This window comes from Methylorubrum suomiense, from assembly GCF_022179765.1.
GTDB classification, from domain to species: domain Bacteria; phylum Pseudomonadota; class Alphaproteobacteria; order Rhizobiales; family Beijerinckiaceae; genus Methylobacterium; species Methylobacterium suomiense.
The window spans coordinates 80,268-102,717 of sequence record NZ_BPRE01000004.1 but is presented as its reverse complement, the minus strand read 5'-3'; the positions used below and the strand labels follow the sequence as shown (position 1 = coordinate 102,717).

The following is a 22,450-nucleotide window of genomic DNA, read 5'->3' as shown; positions in this document are numbered from 1 at the left end:
GGAAACCAGGATCGGGGGAGTGACGCAGATGGGCGATCACATCTCCCGGCGCGCCACGATAGGCCTCATCTTCGCGGCTGGCCTGGTGAACGCCCGCCGATCCATCGCAGCCCCGATTGAGCAGGATGTGCCAGCTCAGATCCCTGGCGCAATCCGCTTCGATCTGGGCGGGCGGGACGGGCGACTGCCGTGGCGGATCACGCTCTACGTCCCGCCCGGTGATGCGCCGGCAGCGGGTTGGCCCGTCCTGTACCTGCTCGATGGCAATGCGGTCACGGCAACCGCCATCGATATCGAACGGGTGCAGGCCTCATATCCGGAGGCGACGGGGATTACGTCTCGGTTTGTCGTCGTCGGAATCGGCTACCCCACGACGGATGCGTACGATGTGGTCCGCCGCTGTTGGGACTACACGCCGCCCCCAGGTCGCACCTATCCATCGCATCAGCCCGGTGCGCCTCCTGTCCGGACAGGGGGTGCCGCCGAATTTCTACGTTTCATCACCGGCACGTTGAAGCCGACCATCGAACACCGCTGCCGGATCGATCAAGCGCGACAGGCCCTGTTCGGCCATTCCTTCGGCGGACTCTTCACCCTCTACGCCCTCGCACAGGCGCCATCGGCCTTCTCGCACTGGATCGCTGCGAGCCCATCCATTTACTGGGAAGATCGCGTGCTTCTCGCAAGCTTCGCAGTTCCGAAGGACCGACCTCATCGTAGACAGCGGGTTCTCCTCCTGGCGGGAGCTTATGAGGAGGAACCTGCGCCTTTCTACACGCAGCAGATAGATCGAGAGAACATTCGGACTGGATTAGACTCGGCACAGATCCCTCAGCAGGCGCGTGATCTGACCTCCCGACTGAAACGGGATCATGGATTTTCGGCTGATTTTCGACTCATCCCGAGAAGAACACATATGGCTGCGCTGCCAGAAGCCTTGAATGAGGCTGTTGCGTTTTTCCTGCAATCGGGAGCCTGAGTTGTGTTGCGCCACTCGCACTTTGCAATTTTCGTCGAGGGGCAGCTGCGCTTTTCCTTGCGCCGCACGGAATCAATCGATTGGGATCTATAGAACGCTGACGCGATTTTAGCTGCATCGCATCAAGTGCGCAGAAACATCAGCCGAATCTGACCAAAGGAAAGCAAGCCCTAATACAATATCGACCTATATATTATAATTTAATACCGTGTTACATTTTGTACAAGATTTTTATCCGATCATCATGCGAAATGCTTTCGCCCTGCGTCTCTCAATAGCTGTAGCGGAAGTTCTTGAGGTTCGAACTTTAGACGCTTATCGCGGAGCGTCATGAACGTCACCGAGCGGCATTGAAGTCAATCAATCGCCACTGCAATCGGGCCACGCGCAGATAAATGTTGGCCTGCCGCATCGGTAGGACCAATGCTCTCACTAACTTTTCTGCAAGCCTACCCCAATGCCGACCATTCGGTCGTTGACATCACTGGGGTGAGTGGTGGGCGCGACAGGGATCGAACCTGTGACCCCTACCATGTCAACGTACTCACGACGACCCGCCCTCCCCCTCTGAAACCGCCGGTTTCCCGAGGCGGCTCAGTCGCTTGCCGTGCGATCCCGTACAACGCCGTTCGATCCCATCGCGCCCCGTGAAACAGGGGTTTCCGACCTGGGGTCGGAAACGTCCCGCTACGCCGCCGCGGCCCGCTTCTGGTACTCCGCGTGCGTGTGGCCGTACACCTCCAGCACCATCTTCACGGTCATTCCCAGGTACTCGCCGACCTCGTGCGGGGGCACGCCGGCCCTGAGCATCAGCGTCGCCCGGGTGTGGCGCAGGATGTGCGGCGAGGGCATGCCGAGGTCGTCGGCCGGGTTCTCGTTCCCGACCCGCCAGGATCCGTCGATCTCGCGGCGATCCAGCCCGGCGAGCCGGGCCGCCCGGCCGAAGGCACCGTCGATCCGGCCGAGCGGGACGCCGCGCTCGTGGATCACGTGCGTCACCGGCATCGGCTTCCCCTCCGCGTCGTGCAGGTTCAGGGCCATGTCGGCCTTCCGCCATTCCAGGAGCCGGGGCAGAAGCCGGTCGTGGATCCGGCACGGGGGCTGGCGCTTGCGGGTCGGCGGCGCTTCCGGGCCGGCCCTGAACAGAGTCACCCCGTTGAAGTCGATCCAGCCGTCGATCCGGTCCCGCTTCCAACGCAGGCCCAGCATCGCGCCGGACCGCGTGCCCGAGTAGAACCCGATCTCGCAGGCGCGCTCCAGGTGATCGTCGTGGACGTAGTCCGCCCCGGCCCGCTCCTTCCAGGCGGCGACGAACGGCGTGTCCGGCGCGCGCTCCCAGTTGGGCTCCTGCGTCGCAAGGTCCGAGGAGACCCAGCGCCAACCCTGCGTCACCTTCAGGAGGCGCGCGTACTCCACCTCGGTCAGCCAGTCGACGTGCGGCTTGGCCTTCGCCGGCAGCGACACGACCGGCTTGGCGTGGAGGGTGAATTCCTTGTGCCAGTGCCCGATCGCCGCGCCGAGGGTCTGGAGCTCGCGCCCGGCAGTCGCCGGCTTGATCGGCTTGCCGGGCCCAGTCGATCCCGGCGGCTTCCAGCGCTCCCGGCAGCGGGCTTCGACGTAGGCCCGGCAGGACGCCGCCTTCACCTGCGACAGGTTCTTCCCGCCCCAGTGCCGGAGCAAGTTGGTGATGTGATGCCCGATCAGGCTCGCGTTCGACGTCTCCTCCTTGGCCTGCCCGTAGAAGGCGAGCGCGGTCGCGATGCTGACGAGGCGCGGATCCTGGTTCGTCGGGTCGTCGTCCTCAGGGACGACGCGGGCCTCCTCCTCCAGGCGCCGATCGCGCTCGATTACGTAGAGCGCGAGCTCCGCTTCAGCCGCTGCGCGATCGCCAGGGCCGTGCGCTGTGCGTCGCTTGAAGTCGCCGTCGTGGATCGCCCAGACCCCACGGTCGAGGTCGAGCTTGAGGCGGGCGGGCTTCCGTGGTCGAGGCATCGTTCTCTCCATTCGCTGAGTTCGCGTCGTGTCACGAGCAGGCCGTGACCGGGCCTCATCGAGCGGAGACGTTTCGGGCCCCGCGCCTTCGTGGCGGCACGCAACTGCGCGGTGGAGAAAATCGGGAAACCCAGCCCATCCCGAACCTCGGGGCACCACACCGCGTCTTCGAGCGGCATGAGCGTATCGAAGTCCGCGTGCTTGGTGCGAAACCACGCCCCTTCGGAGGGGTCCCACTCGGAGACAATGAGCTGGTATTCGGGCATGCGAGGATGATCCCGCACCGGGGCCCCGGCCGCAAGCGGGAAGAAGAACGAAGGGTAAACGGAACATGGCCCGCCGCGCCTGGGCTCGGGCCCCGCGGCCAGGGATCCGGCAACCCTGCCGACAGGTCGGCCTTGCGCCGGGGCGGCCGATCGGCGAGGCTGCCCTGCATGACGCACGCCCCCTCGAAACGCTTGCCGGCCTGAGCCAGCAATCCGCCGCCGGATATCCGGACGGCCGCCGCGTTCCGTTCGAGGGTCCTGCCCGTGACGACCTACCTAGTTTCAGACACGCACGTGGGGCATGCCGGCATGCTCAGCGATCGGATGGCCCGGCCCCGCCCGTTCGCCTCGATCGAGGAGCACGACGAGCACCTCGTCAGCATGTGGAACAACTGCGTGCGCCCCGGCGATCGCGTCTTCCACCTCGGCGATTTCGCGTACGGCTGCTCGCTGCAGTACGCCCGGTCCGTGTTCGATCGCCTCGCCGGGCACAAGACGCTGATCCGCGGGAACCACGAGGTCCGGGGGGAGCGCCTACCGTGGGAGGGCGGGATCCACGACGTGATGCGCCTGTTCGTGCAGGACCGGGGCATGCCGGCGCCCGTCGACCTCTGGCTGAGCCACTACGCGCACGTGACGTGGCCGGACGCCCACCGCGGCCGGATCCACCTCTTCGGGCACAGCCACGGCTCGATCCCTCCGACCTCCCGGTCCTGCGACGTTGGCGTCGACGCATGGGCCTTCCGGCCGGTGACCGTGCCCGAGATCCAAGAGCTCCTCGCCGACGTCGCCCGGCGCGAGGCCGGTCCCGCCGCGGCGGCCGCCCTGGCCGAGGCCGCCTGAAATGAGGGGCGGCTACACTTTCAGCGAGCCCCCGCCGGGCGCCGTCACGTGCCTGACCTGCGGTCGGCTCAACCTCGCGATCGACCGCGCCGAGGCCGAGCGCCGGGTCGCGGAGGCGAACGCGGTGCGGCGGCCGGGAGACCCCAGGCCGCCGATCACGCTCGCCTACTTCTCGTGCTGCATGCGGCCCCGGTATAGGCCAGCCCGGCTCGGGGACCTGCCGGATGGGGCGACGTACGGCTCCGTCCTGTGCGAGCGCGCCGACGAGACCTAGCCGGGGGCGAGGCCGGCGAGCGCTTCGAGGTCGTCGGCCCGGCCCCGGTGGCGGATCCGCCTGCGCTTGCGCGGATGCGTCCCGACGAAGATGTCGCCGAGGGCTCCGAAGGCCACGTCTTCGTAGGCGCCCCTGACGCCCACGACGAGCTCCGGCGTCACGACCAACATCCTGTCATTGTATTCCATAGCAACCCACTCCGGCGACACGGAGACGAGCCCCCCGTTCAGGAAGTGGTCGACACGGAGCACGAGGGCGCAGTGCTCCGCGGCGCCAAGCTTCCGGACCCGCCACCCCCGGAGCAAGGCGGGTCCGCAGATGCCGCCGGCGGGGCGGAGGACGGCAGCCCGGCCCTCCTTCGTGAGGGAGGCGACCTGCCAGATCGGGTCGGTGGCGAAGTCGCGGGCGTCGGCGACCCGGCTCGTCTGGACGACGAGGTTGGGGTTGTACGTGTATCCGTTCGGCCCGACGGGCGGGCGCAGCGGCTCGATGCGGCGGCGGGTCCAGGGCATGTCTACTCCTCCCCTACGGGCTTCGTCAGGTCGAGGCCGACCTCGCGGGTGTATTCCTCGATCCGCTCCATGCGCTCGCGCTCGATGGCGTCGTGATCTTCCTGCGTCACAGCGCGCTCCTAGAAGGGGCAGTCGTCGAGGATGGAGAGGTCCTCCGGCGCGCAGGACGGCAGCGGCGGGAAGGGGAGCTCGGGCTCGGCGTCGAGCCGCGGGTCGGGCTCGTCGGGACCGGGTCGCTCAGCGTCTCGGTCGTAGAGCTCGCGCTCCTCGTCGGGCGTGAGGCTGTCGAAGAAATTGTCGCGGACGCGGCCCATGGGAGAGCTCCTTCAGAAGGGAATGTGTTCGTCGTCGCCGAGCGGCAGGCACGGCCCCCGCGGGGCGGCCCGGACCGGCTCGGGCGGCAGGGCGGCGCGGCAGGCGTCGGGCATGCCGTCGCAAGAGCGCTCGCAGAAGAAGTCGCCCCACCCGTCGAGGCCGATGTGGACGGCGTAGCGCTCGCCCGGCATGATGCCGCGGTCGATCGGGCAACCCTCGCACCAGAGGGCCTTCCGGGCGGTGTGCCGGCGAACGATGCCCCCGTCCGCGAACGTCGGCTCCTCCGGCTCTACGTCCTCGCCGAGCGCGTGCTGGTAGTCGGACCACTCGCTCACCGGCCGGCCTCCCCGGCGGGCACGTAGCTGACGCGCTTCTCCAGCCCGAGTGCGCGCAGGACCGCCGCACCGGGGGCGCGACGGCGGAGACGGACGTCGCTGACGTAGGCCGGCGAGATCCCCGCCGCGGCCGCCCACGCCGCCGCGCTGCCGGCGGTGTGGATCGCCTCCTCCAACTGCGCGAGCGCGTCGACCGCCCCCTCGCTCGCCGCCGGCCGCGCCGGCGCCTCCTCGCTCAACTCGTCCGCCACGATGCCCTCCGCGTGCTCGCCGTACGCCCCGTTGTGTATCAGCGTTGCAGCTAATGTCGGCGCGTCGGAAGCCTACGTCAAGCATTCATCGCCGTGTTTTCCGGTTCTCCGCACTACATACTCAGCAAGCGAGCGTCTTTCGCGCCTTCATGATCCGAAGATCGAGCTTGAGAAAAGCGTTACAGTCCTTGAGAAACTCGTTACATGAATTTTGGTCTTGCGGAATTCTTCCAGTGGGAGGACGCTCAGCTTGTCAGCGTACCAGCTGACCGGGCCAAAGCGCCCGCCACCCTGGTTTCTCAGAGGACATCATGAGCCCGCCGATCGAGTTCGGCGCCACCTGGCGCTGCGTCGGGGAGCAGCGCCGCTACGGCAACGTCATGCCGCTGTGGCTCTGCGACGAGCCGACCCCCGCCTTCACCGACGCCTACAAGCTGGCCCGCGGCATGCTCGTCGGCGTCGGCTACTCCTGGACCGACCGCGGCCACGGCCAGCCCCAGCTGCTCGCATGCTGGTGGGACATGGGCGTCACGGTCGACGTCGCCGCCCTGCAGGTCGAGGTCGACCGGGTGGTCGCCGCGGCAGCCGCGGAGCGCGAGGAGCGGGCCCGGCAGGATCAGGAGCGACACGAGCGCGACGTCGCTGCGGCTGAAATTTCGGCCCCGCCGATTCGTTCGGCCCTGCGCCAGCTCCTCGACGAGCGCCCGTAGGCGTTGGGCCGGTCCCTCGACGAGGCCCGAGATCTCGTGGCCGCGGACAGCTGGACGAGGTGGGGGCTCCGCGCGGCCGAGCGCTGCCTCTCGAACGCGGAGGGCAACGTGCGCCGGGCAGAGGAGCGCCTCGGCCGGCCGGCCCCCGCCAGGTTCTTCGCCCTCGCCTGGGACGAGGCGATCCGGGCGTCGGCGCTGGAGGCGTGCCGCTACATCAGCGGCCTCGACGCGGACTGGGCCGCTGAACGGAATGCGCGGGGGTGGTCGCAAGCGACGACGTGGACCGGGCACATCCTGAGCGAGCGGGCGGTCCTCACCCGGGCCGAGGCCGCGCACGCCCTGGCCTTGCTGCACCAGCACAGGAGGCAGCTCTCGCACGATGCCAACGTCGTGCTCTTCGGCGAGCCCCTGGCGCCGCGCCGGCGGGCCGATCCCGAACAGGCGGCCCTCGGCTTCTGACTTTCGAAAACCTCACCTTCAATCGACATCGGACACACGGGAGAACACACATGAAGACCTGGGCACAGAAGCTGGCCGAGCTCATCGAGGCCGCCATCCGCATGGTGATGGCCCTGTTCTTCGCGGTGCTCGGCGACGAGTGGGACGGCGTGAAGCCGGCCGCCCGCCGCTTCGGCGCCGCGGCGAAGGGGGCGGTCCCCGGCTTCGTCGGCGACGGCCTGTCCGCCGCCGGGCGCGGGCTCGGGCACGCGCTGACCCTGCCGCTGCACGCCGTCGACGTGACCGCCAACGCGATCGGGTCGACCCTCGGGGCCCTCCTGCCGACGCGACCCGTTACGGCGAAGAACGTTGCGGACGCGGCGGTCGAGCGGGACGAGACGCGCATGCAGATGGTGGATCCCGAGAACAACCCGGCGCAGGCGGCGCTGCGCGACGCCTGCCTCGTGGGCATCCGGATCCAGTCCGCCGCCTCCTCGCTCCAGCGCGAGGGCGGCGAGCTCCATGCCATCTACCGCGACGACCTCACGCCCCCGGTCACGCACTGGTTGGAGAGCCTGACGCCGGCGCAGCTGCAGGCCGTGGTCGACGCGCCGTCCTACGCCCTCGATCGGCACGTCAACGCGACGAAGCGGGAGGACCTCGTGCCGGGGTTGCCCCGGGTCCTGTCGTCGACCGCCCGGCTCGCCAAGGCTGTCGCCGAGGTCGATGTCAGCCCGGCGGCTATGGCGGAGATGATGCGGAAGGCGCGCGCCAACGCGACGCGCGACCGCGCCGGCGCGGCGGACATGGCGACGCGGGGCCCCCGCCCGCCGGAGGGGCCTCAGGAGAGAGGGCAGGTCATCCCGATCCGTGGCCCGCGCCCGCGCCCCTCGCCGAGGCCGTCCTTCGGCTGAGCCGGGACCCCTCCGAAACGACGAAGGCCCGCCGGTCACCCGGCGGGCCTTTCCTTTGGGGCGAGCCCTCGACGGTCAGACGCCGCAGATTTCCCGGAATTCCTGGACGAGGCGGACCTGCTGCGCGAGGAGGACTTGAAGCTCCCGGATCTCGTCGCGGGCGAACGCGAGCTCTGCCTCCGCGGTGCGAGCCCGGCGGTGCGCGGCGGCCTCGGATGCGCGGGCCTCTTCGAGGCGGTTCGCGAGCGCGACCACGCTGTGCTTCTCCTCGCGCTGGATCCGGCGGACCTCCCGCATTCCATCCTGGATCGCGAGGTGCCCGAGGGCGAGCCCCGCGCCTACGGTGCCGGCGGCTTCGAAGCCAACGCGGGCGGCGTGGTGCTGGGTCATCGGGGCGTCTCCGGGCGAGGCGATCTCACCCCGCTATAGAGCACCTGGGCTCGAATCCCGGTCAACGCGTTTCGGAAATCATCCCTGGGCTTTCGTTACCTGCCGTTACCCGAACGGGCAGTCGATCGGCCCCGGGACGTCACTCCCCCCGTTACTCCTAGACAATGAATCGCCGTTCTCACGATTTGGCGGGGGCAGGTTTAGGTGCGAGGACGCGCTCGTAGAACGCGTCGCCCACGGCTTCGGCCTTATAGACGACCGCCTTCCGACCGGCCTTCCTCGCCCGCTGGGTGCGCTCCCGCAGCTTCTCGGCGACGCCCACGAGGATGTCCTTCGGGTAGACGCCCCCCTCCGTAGCGCCGTCCCGCACCGTCGCGGCGATCACCTCGCGGAGAGCGTCGACGATCGCCTTGTCGAGGGTGGCCGCGTCGGGCCGCCCCTCTACGGCGAGGCGGGCTCGACGCGTGGCCATTCGGCCGGCGCCCTGCCGGCGGATCCGGCCGGCGCGCGCCGGGCCAGCTTCGAGGTAGGCGTGTGCGGGGACGTATCCGGGCTCTCTCATGGGGGCAGCCTACACCCGGACGATGCAAGGAACGTCACATGTGACGCCATCCTGAATGGCCGTTCATATTCGCGGGCCGACGTGGGGCCGACGTGCGCCCACTTCGGGCCGACGTGCGCCCGACGGCGGCCCCTGTGTTGGCGGGTGCACGGCCGGGGGCGAGGCTGCCCGGCATGAAGATCGAGTTCGACGTCAGCGGCTTCGAGCAGGGGGCCGACGCCTTCGTGGAGCAGGCCATCGGGCCGGCCATCGTCGAGGCCGTGAACGCCGCGGCCGAGCGCGGCCGGCTCGCCGTCGCCGCCGCCATGCCCGCCTACCTGGACAGGCCGACCCCGTTCACCCAGTTCGGCGTCGGCATGTTCGCGGCCGTCTCGGTCGTCGGCCCCGAGCGCGAGACGTCGGCCCTGGTGCGGATCAAGCCGGACCAGGCGCGGTACCTCCAGTACCAGATCGACGGCGGCACCCGGGGCCCGGGCGATTACGCCACCACGGCGCAGGGGCCGCTCGTGCCAGGCGTCGACGCCGAGCTCGATGCCTACGGGAACTTGCCGCGGGACTACGTCGACGAGCAGCTCGCCGACGGCGCCGCGTGGGTCAACTTCCGGCCCGACCAGCCGCCGGTCCTCGTCAAGCAGGAGGGGGGCCGCCTCCTCGTCCTGGCGGTCATCGTGCACGAGCTGCACTACGACCGGCCCCGGCTCCCTTCTACGACCTGGTTACCCAGGCCGTGACGTCCGCATTTCCGGCAGCCTTCGACGCGGCCCTCGCGAGCCGGCTCGACCGCTAGACGTAGAAATGGTGCACCAGGCTGCTGAGCTCGGACGTACGGGGGTACTGCGATGCGTTGGCGTAGCCGGGGTCGGAGCTGCCCAGCGGAGCCGGCCGTGGCCGGCGATGATGACGTCGTGCTCGTCAGCGAGGACCGGGCTCGTGAAGCCGAAGCGGCGGATCGCGGCGGCGAGCTACGCCACCTGCGCCTCGTCGTGCGTACGCGCGTTCCAATCGTATCCGCGGAGGGTGCGTACCTCCACGATCTCGATCGCCGCGTACCTCAGAACGTCGTCGGTGCGTACCACCTATCCCCTTGAAACCGTGTCTGAAATGCTGGGGCGGGTACGCGGTGCGTACCCAAACGAAACTTGTGTGCGCGCCCACCTTTCGGACGCGACCTCAAGAAGGTTGCACCCCCCTCGGGGAACGACCCGTGACGGGTCCCCCCCCTCCCTCCACCTGGGGACCGGGGGCGGGCCTGGGCACAGTCGCCTCAGCCCCTGCGGCCGAAGGCGGCGAAGGCGAGCCGAACGCCGTCGACGCCCTCCACCTCCACGCGCGGGCGCAGGGTCGCGAGGCGGGCATCGAGCAGGCGCCGGGCCTCGCCCTCGGACAGGCCGACGTAGCGGGCGCGGCCCGAGCGGACGGCGGCTGCCACCTCGCGGCTGACCTCACGCGCCCTGAGGTCGGACGGCGAGACGATGACGGGGATGTCGCGGTGACGAGCCATGGCGCCCTAAACCCAAGAGGACGCGGGCAGCCACGAGGGCGCCCGGCGTCGAGTAGGCGGGCGAGGTTGCACTCCCGCCCGTGGCGTCAGGCTCGGTCCCGGCCGTGCACCCGCCAACACATGCCGGTCCCCTCCCGGGGCCGGGCTCGGGCGGGCTCAGGCATGCGGGCGGAGGCGACGCCTCGGGCGTGAAGATCTGCACCATCTCACCCCCGCCCTGCGGCTGGGACGGCGTGAAGATTTGCACCACCTCAGGCCGCCATTCCGCATGCCATTCCTCTCTACGGATGGGACGCGGTGACGGGCGTTTCCGGATTACAATACTAATTGACCTGACCATCCTCTCCCCGTCCGGGTCGGACTCCCCACCCCCTCCGCCGGGCAGCGGTCCTTTAGATTAGTATTAGGGGACCGTTTGAGCCTCCGTACCGGGCCCGCCGAAACCCGTCTCCGCAGAGGGGAAAGGGCTTGTTCCTGCCAAGCCGGGTGCTACCCTCCGGTGGTGAAAATCTGCAAGCGTCAGCACATGCCCGCCTCGCCCAAGCCCTCCGCGACCTCCGCCCCGACCGCTCGGGCCCGGCGCGATCCCTTCGCCCCCGCCGTGCGTGGCGACCTGGCGGCGGCCGCGGCCTCGCCGGAGGCCTTCGCTTCGATCGCCCCGTCCGTTCCGCGCACGGCTGCCTACCTCCTCGATGGCCGGCTCCGCGCCATCCCCCGCCTCGGCGCGCGGGACGTGGCGCTGTGGGAGTGGGTCGTCAGCTACGCGATCGCGCAGCACCCCGACGGCCTGCCGGCGCAGGTCAACGAGCCGGCGATCCCCGTCCGCGGCGCCCTCGTGGCGATGAGCGGGCACGGCCGGCTCGTGCAGCCGCGCGAGCTCGCGGACAGCCTCGTGCGGCTCTTCGGCGGGGAGAGGCAGGAGCTCGGCATCGGCGATGCGTTCCGCGCCTCGCTTCCGGAGTGGGTGCCGCCGCTGCTCCGGCCGGGGCTCTACGGCTACCTCGACCTCGCCGTCCTCGCCCGGCTCAAGACGAAGGGGGGCGCGTTGCTCTACCGCCACCTTGTCGGCCGCCTCGCCACGGACCGTGTGCGCTACCTTCCGGACGCGGCTCCCCATGTCGTGACGATCCCCGTGGCCGAGCTCGCCGAGATCCTCGGCATGCCCGCGCCGCACCGCATGGGCCCGCTCCGGGCGCGGTACCTGAAGCCTGCGCTTGCCGACCTCGCCGACCACGTGACGGTTTTCACGGTCACCGCCGAGGAGGTCAAGGACGAGCGGGGTCGCAACCTCGCGGTCGCGTTCGCCGTGCGCCTGCGTCCGCCGGAAATGCGGACATCGGCCGCTCGGCTCCTGGACAAGGACAGCATGAGCTTCCTGCAGGCACACCCCGACGCGCCGGGCTTCCAGCTCCGGGCGTCGACCTTGATAAAGCTGGGGTCGGCCATCCCGTCCCGGCGGGTCACCCAGCCGCGGCCGGGATCGCGCCGCCGGCCCGAGGCCGCCCTTGCGTCGGAACTGCATGCTTGGCGCCGGCTCTGGCTCGCCGCTCTGGACGAGGCGATCACCGGCGCCGTCCTGACACCCGGCTACGAAACGGCTTCGTACCGGGGGCAGCGCCTGCTCGACGCGATCGAGCGGGACGGGGCGGACGCCGCCTTCTGGGCCTTCGTCATGGCGGAGGTGGACGCTCCCGATCTGCAGGTCCGCCTCGACACAGGGGCCAGCGACGAGGCCATCCGCCTCCTCGCGGCGGCCGAGCGGGCCCGGGTCCTGCGCTTCCGGGAGGGGCGCGCCGAGCGTCGCCGCGCGTTGAGGCATGCACGCGCGGAGGGCACGCTCCCGCCTGCGCTCCCGAAAATGCCGAAGGCCGATTCGTCGCCGATGCCCGCCCCCGTCACTCCCACTGTCGCCCCCGAGCCCGCGCCCGCCCCGCCGGTGCCGGATGCCGCCCTCGTGGCGCTGCTCTCGACCGACGAGGCGAAGGCCGAGGCCAAGAAGCTGTGGTGGTACTGGCAGCCTGCCTTCGAGTTCCCGCGCATGCACGCGGCCCCGAAGGCCAAGCTGCTCCTCGACGAGGACCTCGACCTGCAGTTCCCGATCTTCTCCAGGGCGGACCAGGCCATGGGGGGCGAGTACCGGGCGAACCTCGCGAAGCTGGCCGAAACGTTCGACATGCCCCGGCAACGGCACGAGGGCCGCGTCGCGACGCGGGTGCCCGACTGGATCGACGCTGACCTCGCCGAGGTCCTGGTCACGTTCCTCGGCATGACGCTCACGGTGCCGGTGCAGAACGGCGTCGCCACCGACCCGAGGGGGGCGCTCCTTCGCGACCGGGCCTTCGTCCGAGAGCGTGTGCGCAAGGCCAGAGCCGAGTGGCGCGAGCGCGTCGCGCGCCGGGGCGACGCCTACGTGCGCGGGAAGCCCCGGACGTTCGAGCAGGTCCAGCGCGAGATCTACGGCGGGGCGCCGTTGTTCGTGGCGACGGTCAAGGATCGCGACGGGTTCAACCGCGTGGCCCCACCGCCGCCGCTCCCTCCAGCCCAGCCCGAGGCTATGCCCCCGGCGAAGTCCGAGTAGGAGCGCCCTTCGGAACCTTCGCCGCGCTGTCGCGCTTGTTCCTCTCGGCCTAGACTGGACTAGACACTGTCACAATCGGTGGCACCCCCTGTAAGTCCCGACGCGCAAAAGGCATTCGGTCCTACGAGCCGCGAGCGTCTGCCACATGTTCAGCGTCTCCTCGTTCGCCGAGGACAGCCTCTACGGCTCGGACAAACCGGGCATCGTCATACGCAAGCGCACTGTCTGCACGCACTGCGCGGCCAGCTACATCGAAGACAAGCTCATCCCGCTCGACACGTGCCGGGCTCGCATCTGCCGGATGGGCAACCTCACCGAGGGCATCCAGCGGGCGCTGGCGACTTGGCGCCTCGCCGAGCACAACCACATCCTCGACGGCGAGTACGACTGCGACATCAGCCTGAAGGGGGCCTACCAGTCCCGAGGCGTTCGGCCTGCGCAAGGTTGCCTTCGGTTTCGAGGATCCCGACCTGATGAAAGCGGCGAACCCCTCGCCGAGCGCGCCCACCGCGGCCGTGCCGGCCCGAGCCTCACGCGAGTTGCAGACGTCTCAGCATCCAAAATTGACCGCGGCCTGCGCCTGGCTCACCAAGGAGCCTGGCCCCTGCATCCTCCTGGAGGCCGGTGGCCTCACGGCACCTGCGAGACCGCGGGCACGGCGAGCAACCCCGCCATCCTCCGATGGGCCTGCGAGGCCGACGTCAATTGCGACTACATGCGGGCCGCGTCAACGCGGTCGTGGCTCCCAGGCAGGCTGCTCGGGGCTGAGGTCGCCCCTTCTTTTCGGGGGTGGGTCAACAACACCTTGAGCCTGTCGCCTCAAGCAAGAAACTCAGCCTCAATGTTGTCGTGGCACCAAATCTTCCCATAAGGAGTATCAACCTCAATGTGAAACAGATCAACCTGCCCCGACCTGTGGAAGTACATCAGATTTTTGTCTTTGAGACGACCATTAAATTCGCAAATAATGTAATCGCGTTTGTCGTAGCCATCCTTGGAAGACCACGGCTTTATGCTGACATATTTTAGTAGCCCACCTAGATAGGCTTCCTCATGGCCAATGAGATCATCGGGCTTCACGCGAGCTTCTTCAGTCTCTTGCGCGACAGCCGCCTTAGCGTCAGCCCAAGCGCGGCGCATTGCACCAGCAAGATGAGCCCGCGCGCCCTCGCCAATTGCAGTCGCTACCTCTCTCGCCAAAACCCACGACCGGCGCATGATCGCACCCAAGTTATACCGGCCCCGCTTCGACATCACGCAAATCCCGATTGGTCTACAAGTGAAGGCGAGCCTGTTGCCAGTCAGTTGAAATGTCCAGGCGGGGAACCATGGTCGTGTTCAAGCAAGCTGGTCTGGTGAAAGCAGAAAATGTGGCGTTTGCTAGGGGATGGCTTTTTCATGCACTGGGGACGGGCGAGGAGCCGGCCCCCAGCCTCAAAGTCGGAACCGTTGGCACAATGGGCCGAGTGAACTGAAATCCGCTGGGTGAGGCTCTGTCGCGTTCCGTATGACCCGCGGTTTTGGGTTCGGGCGGGATACGAACAAGCCCAGTTATCCACAAGATCCTCGCGCCTTTCGGCTTGAGCGAATATGCCGAGCCGGAAGGGCTATGCCGCGCCTGCTCCTCGACCGGGAGCGGGCTAAGGCCTCAGGCAAAGTCCTCGTCGTAATACATCGAGTCGTCCACCTTGCCGTCGGTCTCAAGCTCCGGTTCCATGTAGGCGATCCGCCCCGCGACGCGCTCGAACGTCATCACAGTCGTGAAGACGATCTTGTCGCCATGGAACGCCCGATCCTGGTCGTTCTCGCCATTCAGCGATCCGGTCAGGGTCGCGACCAGCGCGTCGTCACTCGGCTTGAAATCGTATTCCTCGATGTAGAGCTCATCGAAGTAGGCGTTCGTCGAGGCGATTTCGCCGTCCAAGTACAATGCCAAGTAAATGGCCGCCCCCGAAGTGCCAGCTTTTCTTCTCTGTCGGGTAGATCACTCTAGCGGCAGAACGGCTGCAATTGAAATTCTGGCGCCATGACGAATAGTTCGCTGCAGGCGGTCTTGTCGATGCTCATTATCCGGCGGCTTCGCACTCCACTGTTATCTTTGTCGTAAGGCGGCCACCGCTCCTGGCGGGGCGAGCGCGATGGAAGGTCCCCTTGCCCCGCTCTTTGGCTGTGTACAGAGCCCGATCCGCTCGCACGAGGAGCGCATGGCTATCGGAGCTGCAAGCGTCGGTCTCGGCGATACCGACGCTGACCCCGATGCTGATGAGTGTACCGTGGCCTAGGTCGTAGGGCAGACCCACGGCCGCGATGATCGCGCCTGCCACCCTCTCGGCAGAGGCGGCCCGCCGCCCGGTGAGCAACACGGCAAACTCGTCCCCGCCGAGACGGGCGACCACGTCGGCGGCCATGACCACGTCGCGCAGGCGGCGCGCGACCTGCTGCAAGAGAGTGTCGCCCGTCGCGTGACCGTAGGTGTCGTTCACGGCCTTGAAGCCGTCCAGGTCGAGGTAGAGCAGGGCCACCGCATGATCTTCATCATCGTTCCGACCCGCCGATGCGGCAGTCAGGGCCTGATCGAAGGAGGTGCGGTTGGGCAAGCCGGTGAGGCCGCAATGGAGCGCCTGGTGGCGCAGGGCCCGCTCGGCGCACAGCAGCGCCACGTAATCGGCGTGCAATCGCCTGTTCACGGCCGCGACCGCCACCAGGTAGAGCGGCGCCAGCGCGCAGAGGGGCAGGAACCATGGCTGGCCGCCCGCGATCGCCCCGGCCATGAAGGGCACGACGACGCTGATCATCTGGACCAGGGTCATGCGCGGTGCCCCGGGATTGCGGGCTGCCAACCCACCCACCAGTCCCGTCGTGGCAAGGCAGGCGAACGGCACCAGCACCGGATCGCCCGAGGCCATGCAGAGCCCGACCCCGCAGCCGATCTGGGCACACCAGAGCATGGAGCTGAGCACGTACAGATCCGTGAGCGGGAGCATCCCGCCTGAGCGCTGACCCGCATTGCGGAGGTTGTGCCGCATCACCAGCATGGTCGTGAGGCGCGCGAGCGTGAGGGTCAGGTCAGCGCAGAACCACGCGAGCATGGCTAGCGTCGGAACGCGTAGGATCGCGAGACTAGCCAGCGCGGCTCCCACGACGGCGGCCACGATCAGGGGCGCGACCCCGACGACGAGGCGCCCGCGCAGGATGGTGAGCACGTCCGGAGGAACCTGCTCAGGCGAGGTGGTCAGCCATGCGACGAGGCGCCAAGCCGGTGGCGGTGGGGCGGTGAAGGCGAATGCCATGGGCGTACATCCACATGGCAAGGCTTGAGGCCCGGTTAAAGGACATTTGCAGGCTTCATCTGCCACCAAGGCACACCGTGTGTGGCTCCACCCGCGAGGACTGCAACTCAGCTCGACCGTAACGCGTTAATATTCATTAACGGTGAGGTGCCGAGATGTCGAAGCCGGGCAACATCTACGTCGAGCCGCGCGAGCAGGGGGATTACGCCGTGCGCCGCGAGGGCTCGAAGCGCGCGAGCGACGTGCTCCCGACGCAGAAGGCGGCGATCGAGAGGGCCCGCGAGTTGGAGCCCGACAAGAAGCCGAACGTGGCGCGGGTCCGGAACACGAAGGCCGGTGGGCCCAACCAGTTCCGGACGACCCGCTAACCAGGCCCGCCCTGACCACTCGGTGGTGCCACCGGCGGCGTCGCAACGGGCGCTGCCGGGTCTCGGTCGGCTGGACCGCGAGCGCGGGGCGGCGCTGATGGCGGCGCTCGATGCCAGCAACGGCCGGTTCGGCCGCGGCGCGGTCGTCCCGGCCTCGGCAGGGTTCGCGCCGCGGCGGGACTGGTCGACGAAGTTCGAGATGCGCTCGCCCCGCTACACCACCCGGCTCGACGAGTTGCCCGTGATCGCTGCGGCCTTAGACCGGGCGGTGCCCTCTCGCCCGCGACGCCGAACGTGCACGGTCCTGAACGCGTGCGCGACCTGCTCGGCCGAATAGGGCTTGCGCACGAGGTCGAACCCGTGCGCGTCGTCGCGGGCGAGCACGTCGCTGTAGCCCGTCGTCAGGATCACCGGCAGGTCCGGGTGGCTGGCGCGAAGCCTCCTGGCGAGCTCGACCCCGCCCATTCCCGGCATCACGACGTCCGAGAAGACGGCGTCGAAGCGGAACGGCACCTTCTCCATCTCGGCCAGCGCCTCCTCGGCGTCGTGGGCCCAGACAACGGAGTGCCCGAGATCCTCCAGGATCTGCGTGCAGAAGCTCCCGACGTCGAGGTTGTCCTCGACCACCAGGACGCAGAGAGCGCGCACCTCGCCCGGCCCGTCATCGTCCCCCTCGACCTCCACGGCCGGCTTGGGTGGGTCGACCTCGGGCAGGTAGAGGGTGAAGGTCGTGCCGCGCCCCGGCTCGCTGGCGACGTCGACGTCGCCGCCGGACTGCTTGGCGAACCCGATGACCTGGGAGAGCCCGAGGCCCGTACCCTTGCCGACCTCCTTCGTGGTGAAGAACGGCTCGAAGATGCGGCCCAGGAGGTCCGGCGCGATCCCGGAGCCTTCGTCCGTGACCGACATCGCGACGAACGCTCCGTTACCCCCGGCATGTCCGCGGATGGGCGGCATCGAGGCGACCGGAGCCACGCCGAGCGTCAGCGTTCCCGCGCCGTCCATGGCGTCGCGGGCGTTCACCGCCAGGTTGACGAGCGCGGTCTCGAACTGGCTCGGATCCGCCCGCACGTAGCAGGGACGCCCGGGCAGCGCGGTCTCGATGGTGATCCGCGCGCCCGTGATCGAGTTCAGCATCGAGACGACGCCGCCGAGCCGCTCCCCGACGTCGAACACCTCGGGCTGGAGCGTCTGCCGGCGCGCGAAGGCGAGGAGCTGGCCCGTGAGCTTGGCGGCCCGCTCCACCGTGTCCGAGACCGCGTCCATGTACCGGGTTCGCCGCTCCTCCGGCAGGTTCGGCCGACGCAGGAAGTCGACCGAGGACCGGATGATGGTGAGCAGGTTGTTGAAGTCGTGCGCGACCCCGCCGGTCAATTGCCCGACCGCTTCCATCTTCTGGGCTTGCCGCAGGGCTTCCTCGGCGCGGGCCAGCTGCTCCTGCTCGCGCAGGCGCTGCGTGACGTCGGTGGCGTACTGGAAGGCGCCGACCACGCGCCCCTCGGCATCCCGCAGCGTGGTGAAGCGCATCTCGTAGGAGCGACGCTTGCGCGTGGGGTCGCCGAACTCCTCGATCCGCGTGAACTCCTCGCCCGCCAGCGCCCGGTTCCAGACGGCTTGAGCCACGGCCAAGTGCGCGGGCTTGTCGGCCAGGAGTTCCGGCAGGCTGTCCCCGACGGCGGGGCGAACGCCGAAGAGCGTCTCGAACTCGTCTGCCAGCGCCCGGTTCAGCAGCAGCACGCGGTACCCTGTGTCGAGGGCGCCGACGAGGGCGTCGCTCGTCTCGAAGACCTGCGCCCAGAGCTTGCGCTCCGCCAGCGCCTCGTCGACGCGGCGCTCCAGCGTCTCGTTCATCTCCCGCAGGCGCGCCTGGCCCGAGATGTGTCCGGTGGTCTCCTTCGTGACGCAGAGCATGCCGTTGATCGCGCCCGCGTCGTCGCGGACCGGCGAGTAGGTGAAGGACCACCAACTCTTCTCCGGCTTCCCCTCGCGGGAGAGGTCGAGCATCAGGTCGGTGAGGACCTGTTGGCGCCCCGCGAGCGTGGCGGAGACGAGCGGCTCGATCTCGGTCCAGATGCTCGCCCAGACCTCTGGGAACGGGCGACCGAGCGCGGTCGGGAGCCGGTAGCCGAGGATCGGGCGATAGGCGTCGTTGTAGAAGCAGAGGAGATCGGGCCCCCAGGCGAGGAACATCGCCGTCGGGCACTCCAGCATCAGCGTTAGCGCGTTGCGCAGCGCCGGCGGCCAGTCACCGGGCGGGCCGAGCGAGGTCGCTTCCCAGTCCCGGGCGCGCATCTCCGCGCCTGTCAGGCCACCATCGGGCAGGAATGGAATGGGATCGGTCACGCTGGCCACGCCGCCGGAAATGGGCGTCCCGCGACCGACGGCAATCCTGGACCTTCGGCCGGTCCCTGGCGACCGCGGGTCGCACCCGGACGTGCGCATCGGTTGCCCTATTCGGCCGCCGGCGACGATCCGGGGGTCAGGGCGGTGCTCTTCGTCCCGGGCCCCGCCTCACCGTCTGGGCCTTCCATGCGGGCGAGCAAGTCCTGCCAGGCCTCGGGAAGGGGCGCGGTGACCAGGCCCGCGTAGAGGTCGCCGAAGCCGTGGCCGACCCCGTGCAGGCGCGGATCCTGGGTGGCCGATCCGGGATCGGCGGGACGGTTCGGACGAGAGCGCATGACGAGATCCTGGACGGCGACCTTCCTGCCGGCCATGGCCTTGCGTTCAGGTGTAGGAGCTACGAGCTTAACAACTGGCCCTGCCCGACGCGAAATCAATGACGGGCCGATGGCCGGCCCCTGGTCGCAGCTCGGGCGAACCCCGGCGTGGCCAGGCACCGGCCTATGAACTCTTATGACATGCACAGAAGAGAATTGTGCGCTATCGGGATCCGGCCCCGGGCAACCGGGGTGTCGGGAACCCGGTCGGGCGCGTCCCGTCGGCGAGGCACGCCTCGCCCGAGCCATCCCGCGTTCCGAAGCCTTTCAGTATGACGGTCCAAGCCGCCTCGACCCCCGAGGTCGACAATCCGAGCCGGCTCGCCGCGCTCGATGCCTACGGCATCCTCGACACGCCGCCCGAGCAAGGCTTCGACGACATCGTGCAACTCGCCCGCGACGCCTGCGACGCCCCTGTGGCGCTCGTCAGCCTGGTGGCGGGCAACCGGCAGTGGTTCAAGGCGCGATCCGGCTTTCCCGCCTGCCAGACCGACCTCGACGCCTCCGTCTGCGTCCACGCCCTGCGCGAGCCGGACCTCCTCGTCATCCCCGACCTGACGCGGGACCCGCGAACCCGGGCCAACCCGCTCGTGACCGGTGCCCCCCACCTGCGCTTCTACGCCGGCGCGCCCCTGCGCACGCCGTCGGGGCAGGTCCTGGGCAGCCTCTGCGTCATCGACCATAAGCCGCGGCCCGAGGGGCTGAGCGGGCGAGAGGCCCGGTCGCTGCGCGCGCTCGCCGGTCAGGTCATGACGCAGCTGGAGCTGCGCCGCTCGCATGCCGCCCAGAAGCGCGTCCTCGACCAGCGCGAGGTGCTCCTCCGGACACAGGGTGCGGTCGCGGCTGCGGACGGCGACCTCGACGCGATCCTGCACGCGCTCGTCGAAGGCGTGCTGACCGCCACGCCGCAGGCCGAGGGCGCGGTCATCGAGATGCGCGAGGGCGAGGAGCTCGTCTACCGCGCGACCGCGGGGACCCTGGCCGACAAGAGGGGATTGCGGCTGCCTCTGCAAGGCAGTCTCGCAGGGGCCTGCCTGACCGGCGGCGAGCCGTTGCTGGTGCCCGACGTGCACACGGATCCTCGGGTCGTGCGCGACCTCGTCGAGGTCTTGCGGCTGCGCTCCTGCATCCTCGTGCCCGTGCTCCGGAACGGTGAGGCCGCCGGCGTGCTCAAGCTCCAGTCGAGCCGGCCGTCCGCCTTCGCCGAGGCGGATCTCGGCTCGGCGCAGGTCTTTGCCGGCACGGTCTCCTCGGGTCTCGCGCAGGCCGGCGAGGCCGAGGCGCGGCGCGAGGTGCGCAAGGTCGAGCGCAGGCGCCGGGCGATCTTCGACAGCGCGCACGACTACGCCATCGTCGTCATGGATCTCGCCGGCAAAGTGACCGACTGGAACAGGGGGGCGACCAAGACCCTCGGCTGGACGGCCGAGGAGATGTGCGGGAAGCCGGCCGCCGTCATCTTCACCCCGGAGGACCGGGCGGCCGAGATCCCCGCGAAGGAGATGCACAGCGCCCTGACGGAGGGCCGCGGCATCGACGAACGCTGGCACCTGCGAAAGGACGGCAGCCGCTTCTGGGCCAGCGGGGAGATGATGGCCTTGCGCGAGGAGGACGGGCCGCCCATGGGCTTCGTCAAGATCCTGCGCGACCGCACCGAGCACCGGGAGGACGTCGCCCGGCTGCAGGAAAGCCGGGACCGGTACCGCCTCGTAACCCGTGCAACCAACGACGCGATCTGGGACTGGAACTTCGCCACCAACCACGTGCTCTGGAACGAGGCGCTCACCACGGCCTACGGTCATGCGCTCGCGCCCTCGGACCAGACCGGCGAGTGGTGGATCGCCCACATCCATCCCGACGACCGGGGTCGGGTCGATGCCTCCATCCATGCCGTCATCGATGGCGACGGTACCGGCTGGACCGAGGAGTACCGCTTCCTGCGCGCCGACGGCTCCTACGCCGACGTGCTCGACCGCGGCTACGTGATCCGCGACGCGGAGGGGCGCGCCGTCCGCATGATCGGAGCCATGTTCGACCTGACCAAGCAGCGGGAGGCGCGCCGTGCCCTTCTCGCGAGCGAGGCGTCGCTGCGGGTCGTCCTCGACACCGTGCCGGTCGGCATCCTGTTCGCCGAGGCGCCCTCCGGGCGCATCGTCGGCGGCAACAGACGGATCGAGGAGATCTTCCGCCACCCGATCCTGCCGTCCCCGGATGCGGAGAGTTACGGCGAGTGGGTCGCCTTTCACGAGGACGGCCGCCAAGTGGAGGCAGCCGAGTATCCGCTCAGCCGCATCATACGGGACGGGGTCGAACATGCCCGGCTCGAATGCGAGTACCGGCGCGGTGACGGAAGCCGCGTCTGGATCGAGATCGCGGGCGCGCCGATGCGCGACCCCGACAGCAATCTCATAGGCGCGGTCGTGGCGATCGCCGACATCGATGCCCGCAGGCGGGCCGAGGAGCGGCAGGAACTCCTCAACCAGGAACTCTCGCACCGGATGAAGAACATCCTCGCCATGGTGCAGGCCATCGCCGCGCAAACCATGCGGGGCGCCACCGATGTCGCGGCCGTCGGCGAGGCGCTGGGCGACCGCTTGATCGCCCTCGGCAAGGCGCACGACGTCCTGCTCGGCGGGGCGGCGGAGCGGGCACCGCTCGCGGCCATCGTGCGCGAGGGCGTGGGCGTGCAGGAGGCCGCTTCCGGCCGGGTCCTCTACTCCGGGCCGGAGGTCAAGATCGGCGGCAAGGCGGCCCTTTCGCTCGCCCTGATGCTGCACGAGCTCACGACGAACGCGGTGAAGTACGGCGCGCTCTCGGTGCCGGACGGGCGCGTTGACCTGACATGGCGCCTCACGGAGGGCGAGGCCGACGGACCGTCGCTGACGGTCGACTGGCGCGAGCGCGGCGGGCCGCCGGTCGCGGCCCCGAACCGAAAGGGCTTCGGCACGCGCCTGATCGAGCGCGGCCTGAGCGCGCAGGTCGGAGGCAAGCTGTCGCTGACCTACCCGTCCGAGGGCGTCGCCTGTGTCGTCGAGGCGCCGCTGCACAACTTCCAGGCGGAGTGAGGCGGACCGCGAGCACTCTCGAAGGGGGCGGCCGCGTCATCGTCGAGGTTGATGCGGCCGCCGCGGGCGCGCCGACCTGTACCGACATGAGCATGCCGGGCCCTCGAATTTCCCTTGCCCTGGTCCGGCTCGCGGCCGATCACGATCCAGGGT

23 protein-coding genes and 1 pseudogene are annotated in these 22,450 nt (G+C 69.2%); 11 read left to right on the top strand and 13 right to left on the bottom strand.

The features are described from left to right. Positions 1-28 precede the first annotated feature (28 nt). Positions 29-979: an alpha/beta hydrolase gene (locus tag MFF26_RS07665; RefSeq protein WP_137827805.1), complete on the top strand. Its 951-nt coding sequence runs from the start codon at positions 29-31 to the stop codon at positions 977-979. Positions 980-1,666: 687 nt separating this feature from the next. Here MFF26_RS07665 and MFF26_RS07660 read toward each other — a convergent pair. Continuing rightward, entirely contained in the window at positions 1,667-2,971 is a 1,305-nt protein-coding gene (locus tag MFF26_RS07660) for a tyrosine-type recombinase/integrase (RefSeq protein WP_238307854.1), read from the bottom strand. Positions 2,972-3,501: 530 nt separating this feature from the next. Here MFF26_RS07660 and MFF26_RS07655 point away from each other — a divergent pair. Then, the gene (locus tag MFF26_RS07655; RefSeq protein WP_238307853.1) at positions 3,502-4,080 is read left to right on the top strand and encodes a metallophosphoesterase; all 579 of its coding nucleotides are present in this window, start codon (positions 3,502-3,504) and stop codon (positions 4,078-4,080) included. Between the two features lies 1 nt (position 4,081). Next, complete coding sequence (locus tag MFF26_RS07650; protein WP_238307852.1) at positions 4,082-4,354, top strand: hypothetical protein; 273 nt, start codon at positions 4,082-4,084, stop codon at positions 4,352-4,354. On the opposite strand, the gene MFF26_RS07645 is transcribed toward MFF26_RS07650, so the two are convergent. The 4 genes from MFF26_RS07645 to MFF26_RS07630 form a co-directional block, all read right to left on the bottom strand. After that, positions 4,351-4,866, bottom strand: coding sequence for a hypothetical protein (locus MFF26_RS07645; RefSeq protein WP_238307851.1), 516 nt, complete (start codon positions 4,864-4,866; stop codon positions 4,351-4,353). The genes MFF26_RS07650 and MFF26_RS07645 overlap by 4 nt on opposite strands. Positions 4,867-4,985: 119 nt before the next feature. Then, a complete protein-coding gene (locus MFF26_RS07640) occupies positions 4,986-5,180 on the bottom strand; it encodes a hypothetical protein (protein ID WP_238307850.1) in 195 nt (64 codons plus the stop codon). A 12-nt stretch (positions 5,181-5,192) separates the two neighbouring features. Beyond that, on the bottom strand, positions 5,193-5,516 hold the full coding sequence (locus MFF26_RS07635) for a hypothetical protein (RefSeq protein WP_238307849.1): 324 nt from the start codon (positions 5,514-5,516) through the stop codon (positions 5,193-5,195). Further along, complete coding sequence (locus MFF26_RS07630) at positions 5,513-5,767, bottom strand: hypothetical protein (protein ID WP_238307848.1); 255 nt, start codon at positions 5,765-5,767, stop codon at positions 5,513-5,515. The genes MFF26_RS07635 and MFF26_RS07630 overlap by 4 nt, the downstream gene beginning before the upstream one ends. A 311-nt stretch (positions 5,768-6,078) precedes the next feature. On the opposite strand from MFF26_RS07630, the gene MFF26_RS07625 reads away from it, so the two are divergent. The 3 genes from MFF26_RS07625 to MFF26_RS07615 are packed head-to-tail and all read left to right on the top strand — an operon-like array spanning position 6,079 to position 7,829. Then, the gene (locus MFF26_RS07625; protein WP_238307847.1) at positions 6,079-6,477 is read left to right on the top strand and encodes a hypothetical protein; all 399 of its coding nucleotides are present in this window, start codon (positions 6,079-6,081) and stop codon (positions 6,475-6,477) included. Between the two features lie 36 nt (positions 6,478-6,513). After that, positions 6,514-6,936, top strand: a complete 423-nt coding sequence (locus MFF26_RS07620; protein ID WP_238307846.1) for a hypothetical protein — start codon at positions 6,514-6,516, stop codon at positions 6,934-6,936. 50 nt (positions 6,937-6,986) lie between these two features. Continuing rightward, a complete protein-coding gene (locus MFF26_RS07615; protein ID WP_238307845.1) occupies positions 6,987-7,829 on the top strand; it encodes a hypothetical protein in 843 nt (280 codons plus the stop codon). A gap of 75 nt (positions 7,830-7,904) precedes the next feature. On the opposite strand, the gene MFF26_RS07610 is transcribed toward MFF26_RS07615, so the two are convergent. Both MFF26_RS07610 and MFF26_RS07605 read right to left on the bottom strand, forming a co-directional pair. Continuing rightward, on the bottom strand, positions 7,905-8,219 hold the full coding sequence (locus tag MFF26_RS07610; protein ID WP_238307844.1) for a hypothetical protein: 315 nt from the start codon (positions 8,217-8,219) through the stop codon (positions 7,905-7,907). 178 nt (positions 8,220-8,397) lie between these two features. Further along, positions 8,398-8,691 carry a hypothetical protein gene (locus MFF26_RS07605; RefSeq protein ID WP_238307843.1) on the bottom strand — a complete coding sequence of 98 codons (294 nt, stop codon included), beginning with the start codon at positions 8,689-8,691 and terminating at the stop codon, positions 8,398-8,400. A gap of 263 nt (positions 8,692-8,954) precedes the next feature. Here MFF26_RS07605 and MFF26_RS07600 point away from each other — a divergent pair, with 263 nt between their 5' ends. Beyond that, positions 8,955-9,512 carry a hypothetical protein gene (locus MFF26_RS07600; protein WP_238307842.1) on the top strand — a complete coding sequence of 186 codons (558 nt, stop codon included), beginning with the start codon at positions 8,955-8,957 and terminating at the stop codon, positions 9,510-9,512. 533 nt (positions 9,513-10,045) lie between these two features. Here the strand turns inward: MFF26_RS07600 and MFF26_RS07595 are convergent. After that, positions 10,046-10,282 carry a hypothetical protein gene (locus tag MFF26_RS07595; RefSeq protein ID WP_238307841.1) on the bottom strand — a complete coding sequence of 79 codons (237 nt, stop codon included), beginning with the start codon at positions 10,280-10,282 and terminating at the stop codon, positions 10,046-10,048. Between the two features lie 526 nt (positions 10,283-10,808). Here MFF26_RS07595 and MFF26_RS07590 point away from each other — a divergent pair. Further along, entirely contained in the window at positions 10,809-12,860 is a 2,052-nt protein-coding gene (locus MFF26_RS07590; RefSeq protein WP_238307840.1) for a RepB family plasmid replication initiator protein, read from the top strand. A gap of 819 nt (positions 12,861-13,679) precedes the next feature. On the opposite strand, the gene MFF26_RS07585 is transcribed toward MFF26_RS07590, so the two are convergent. The 3 genes from MFF26_RS07585 to MFF26_RS07575 form a co-directional block, all read right to left on the bottom strand. Beyond that, complete coding sequence (locus MFF26_RS07585; RefSeq protein ID WP_238307839.1) at positions 13,680-14,114, bottom strand: hypothetical protein; 435 nt, start codon at positions 14,112-14,114, stop codon at positions 13,680-13,682. A gap of 394 nt (positions 14,115-14,508) precedes the next feature. Further along, on the bottom strand, positions 14,509-14,796 hold the full coding sequence (locus MFF26_RS07580; RefSeq protein WP_238307838.1) for a hypothetical protein: 288 nt from the start codon (positions 14,794-14,796) through the stop codon (positions 14,509-14,511). 130 nt (positions 14,797-14,926) lie between these two features. Further along, positions 14,927-16,150 (bottom strand): GGDEF domain-containing protein, encoded by a 1,224-nt coding sequence (locus MFF26_RS07575; protein WP_012452048.1) that lies wholly within the window; start codon positions 16,148-16,150, stop codon positions 14,927-14,929. Between the two features lie 155 nt (positions 16,151-16,305). Between MFF26_RS07575 and MFF26_RS07570 the strand changes: the two genes are divergently transcribed. Beyond that, positions 16,306-16,518 (top strand): DUF2188 domain-containing protein, encoded by a 213-nt coding sequence (locus MFF26_RS07570; RefSeq protein ID WP_012452049.1) that lies wholly within the window; start codon positions 16,306-16,308, stop codon positions 16,516-16,518. Between the two features lie 22 nt (positions 16,519-16,540). Beyond that, positions 16,541-16,771, top strand: a pseudogene (locus tag MFF26_RS07565) (DUF4113 domain-containing protein); the annotation flags it as partial. Here the strand turns inward: MFF26_RS07565 and MFF26_RS07560 are convergent. Continuing rightward, entirely contained in the window at positions 16,732-18,960 is a 2,229-nt protein-coding gene (locus tag MFF26_RS07560; RefSeq protein ID WP_012452050.1) for a PAS domain-containing protein, read from the bottom strand. The pseudogene MFF26_RS07565 and the gene MFF26_RS07560 overlap by 40 nt on opposite strands. Positions 18,961-18,968: 8 nt before the next feature. Then, positions 18,969-19,232 carry a hypothetical protein gene (locus MFF26_RS07555; RefSeq protein ID WP_041370918.1) on the bottom strand — a complete coding sequence of 88 codons (264 nt, stop codon included), beginning with the start codon at positions 19,230-19,232 and terminating at the stop codon, positions 18,969-18,971. Between the two features lie 275 nt (positions 19,233-19,507). On the opposite strand from MFF26_RS07555, the gene MFF26_RS07550 reads away from it, so the two are divergent. Continuing rightward, positions 19,508-22,297: a PAS domain S-box protein gene (locus tag MFF26_RS07550; protein ID WP_012452052.1), complete on the top strand. Its 2,790-nt coding sequence runs from the start codon at positions 19,508-19,510 to the stop codon at positions 22,295-22,297. The last annotated feature ends 153 nt before the right edge of the window (positions 22,298-22,450 follow it).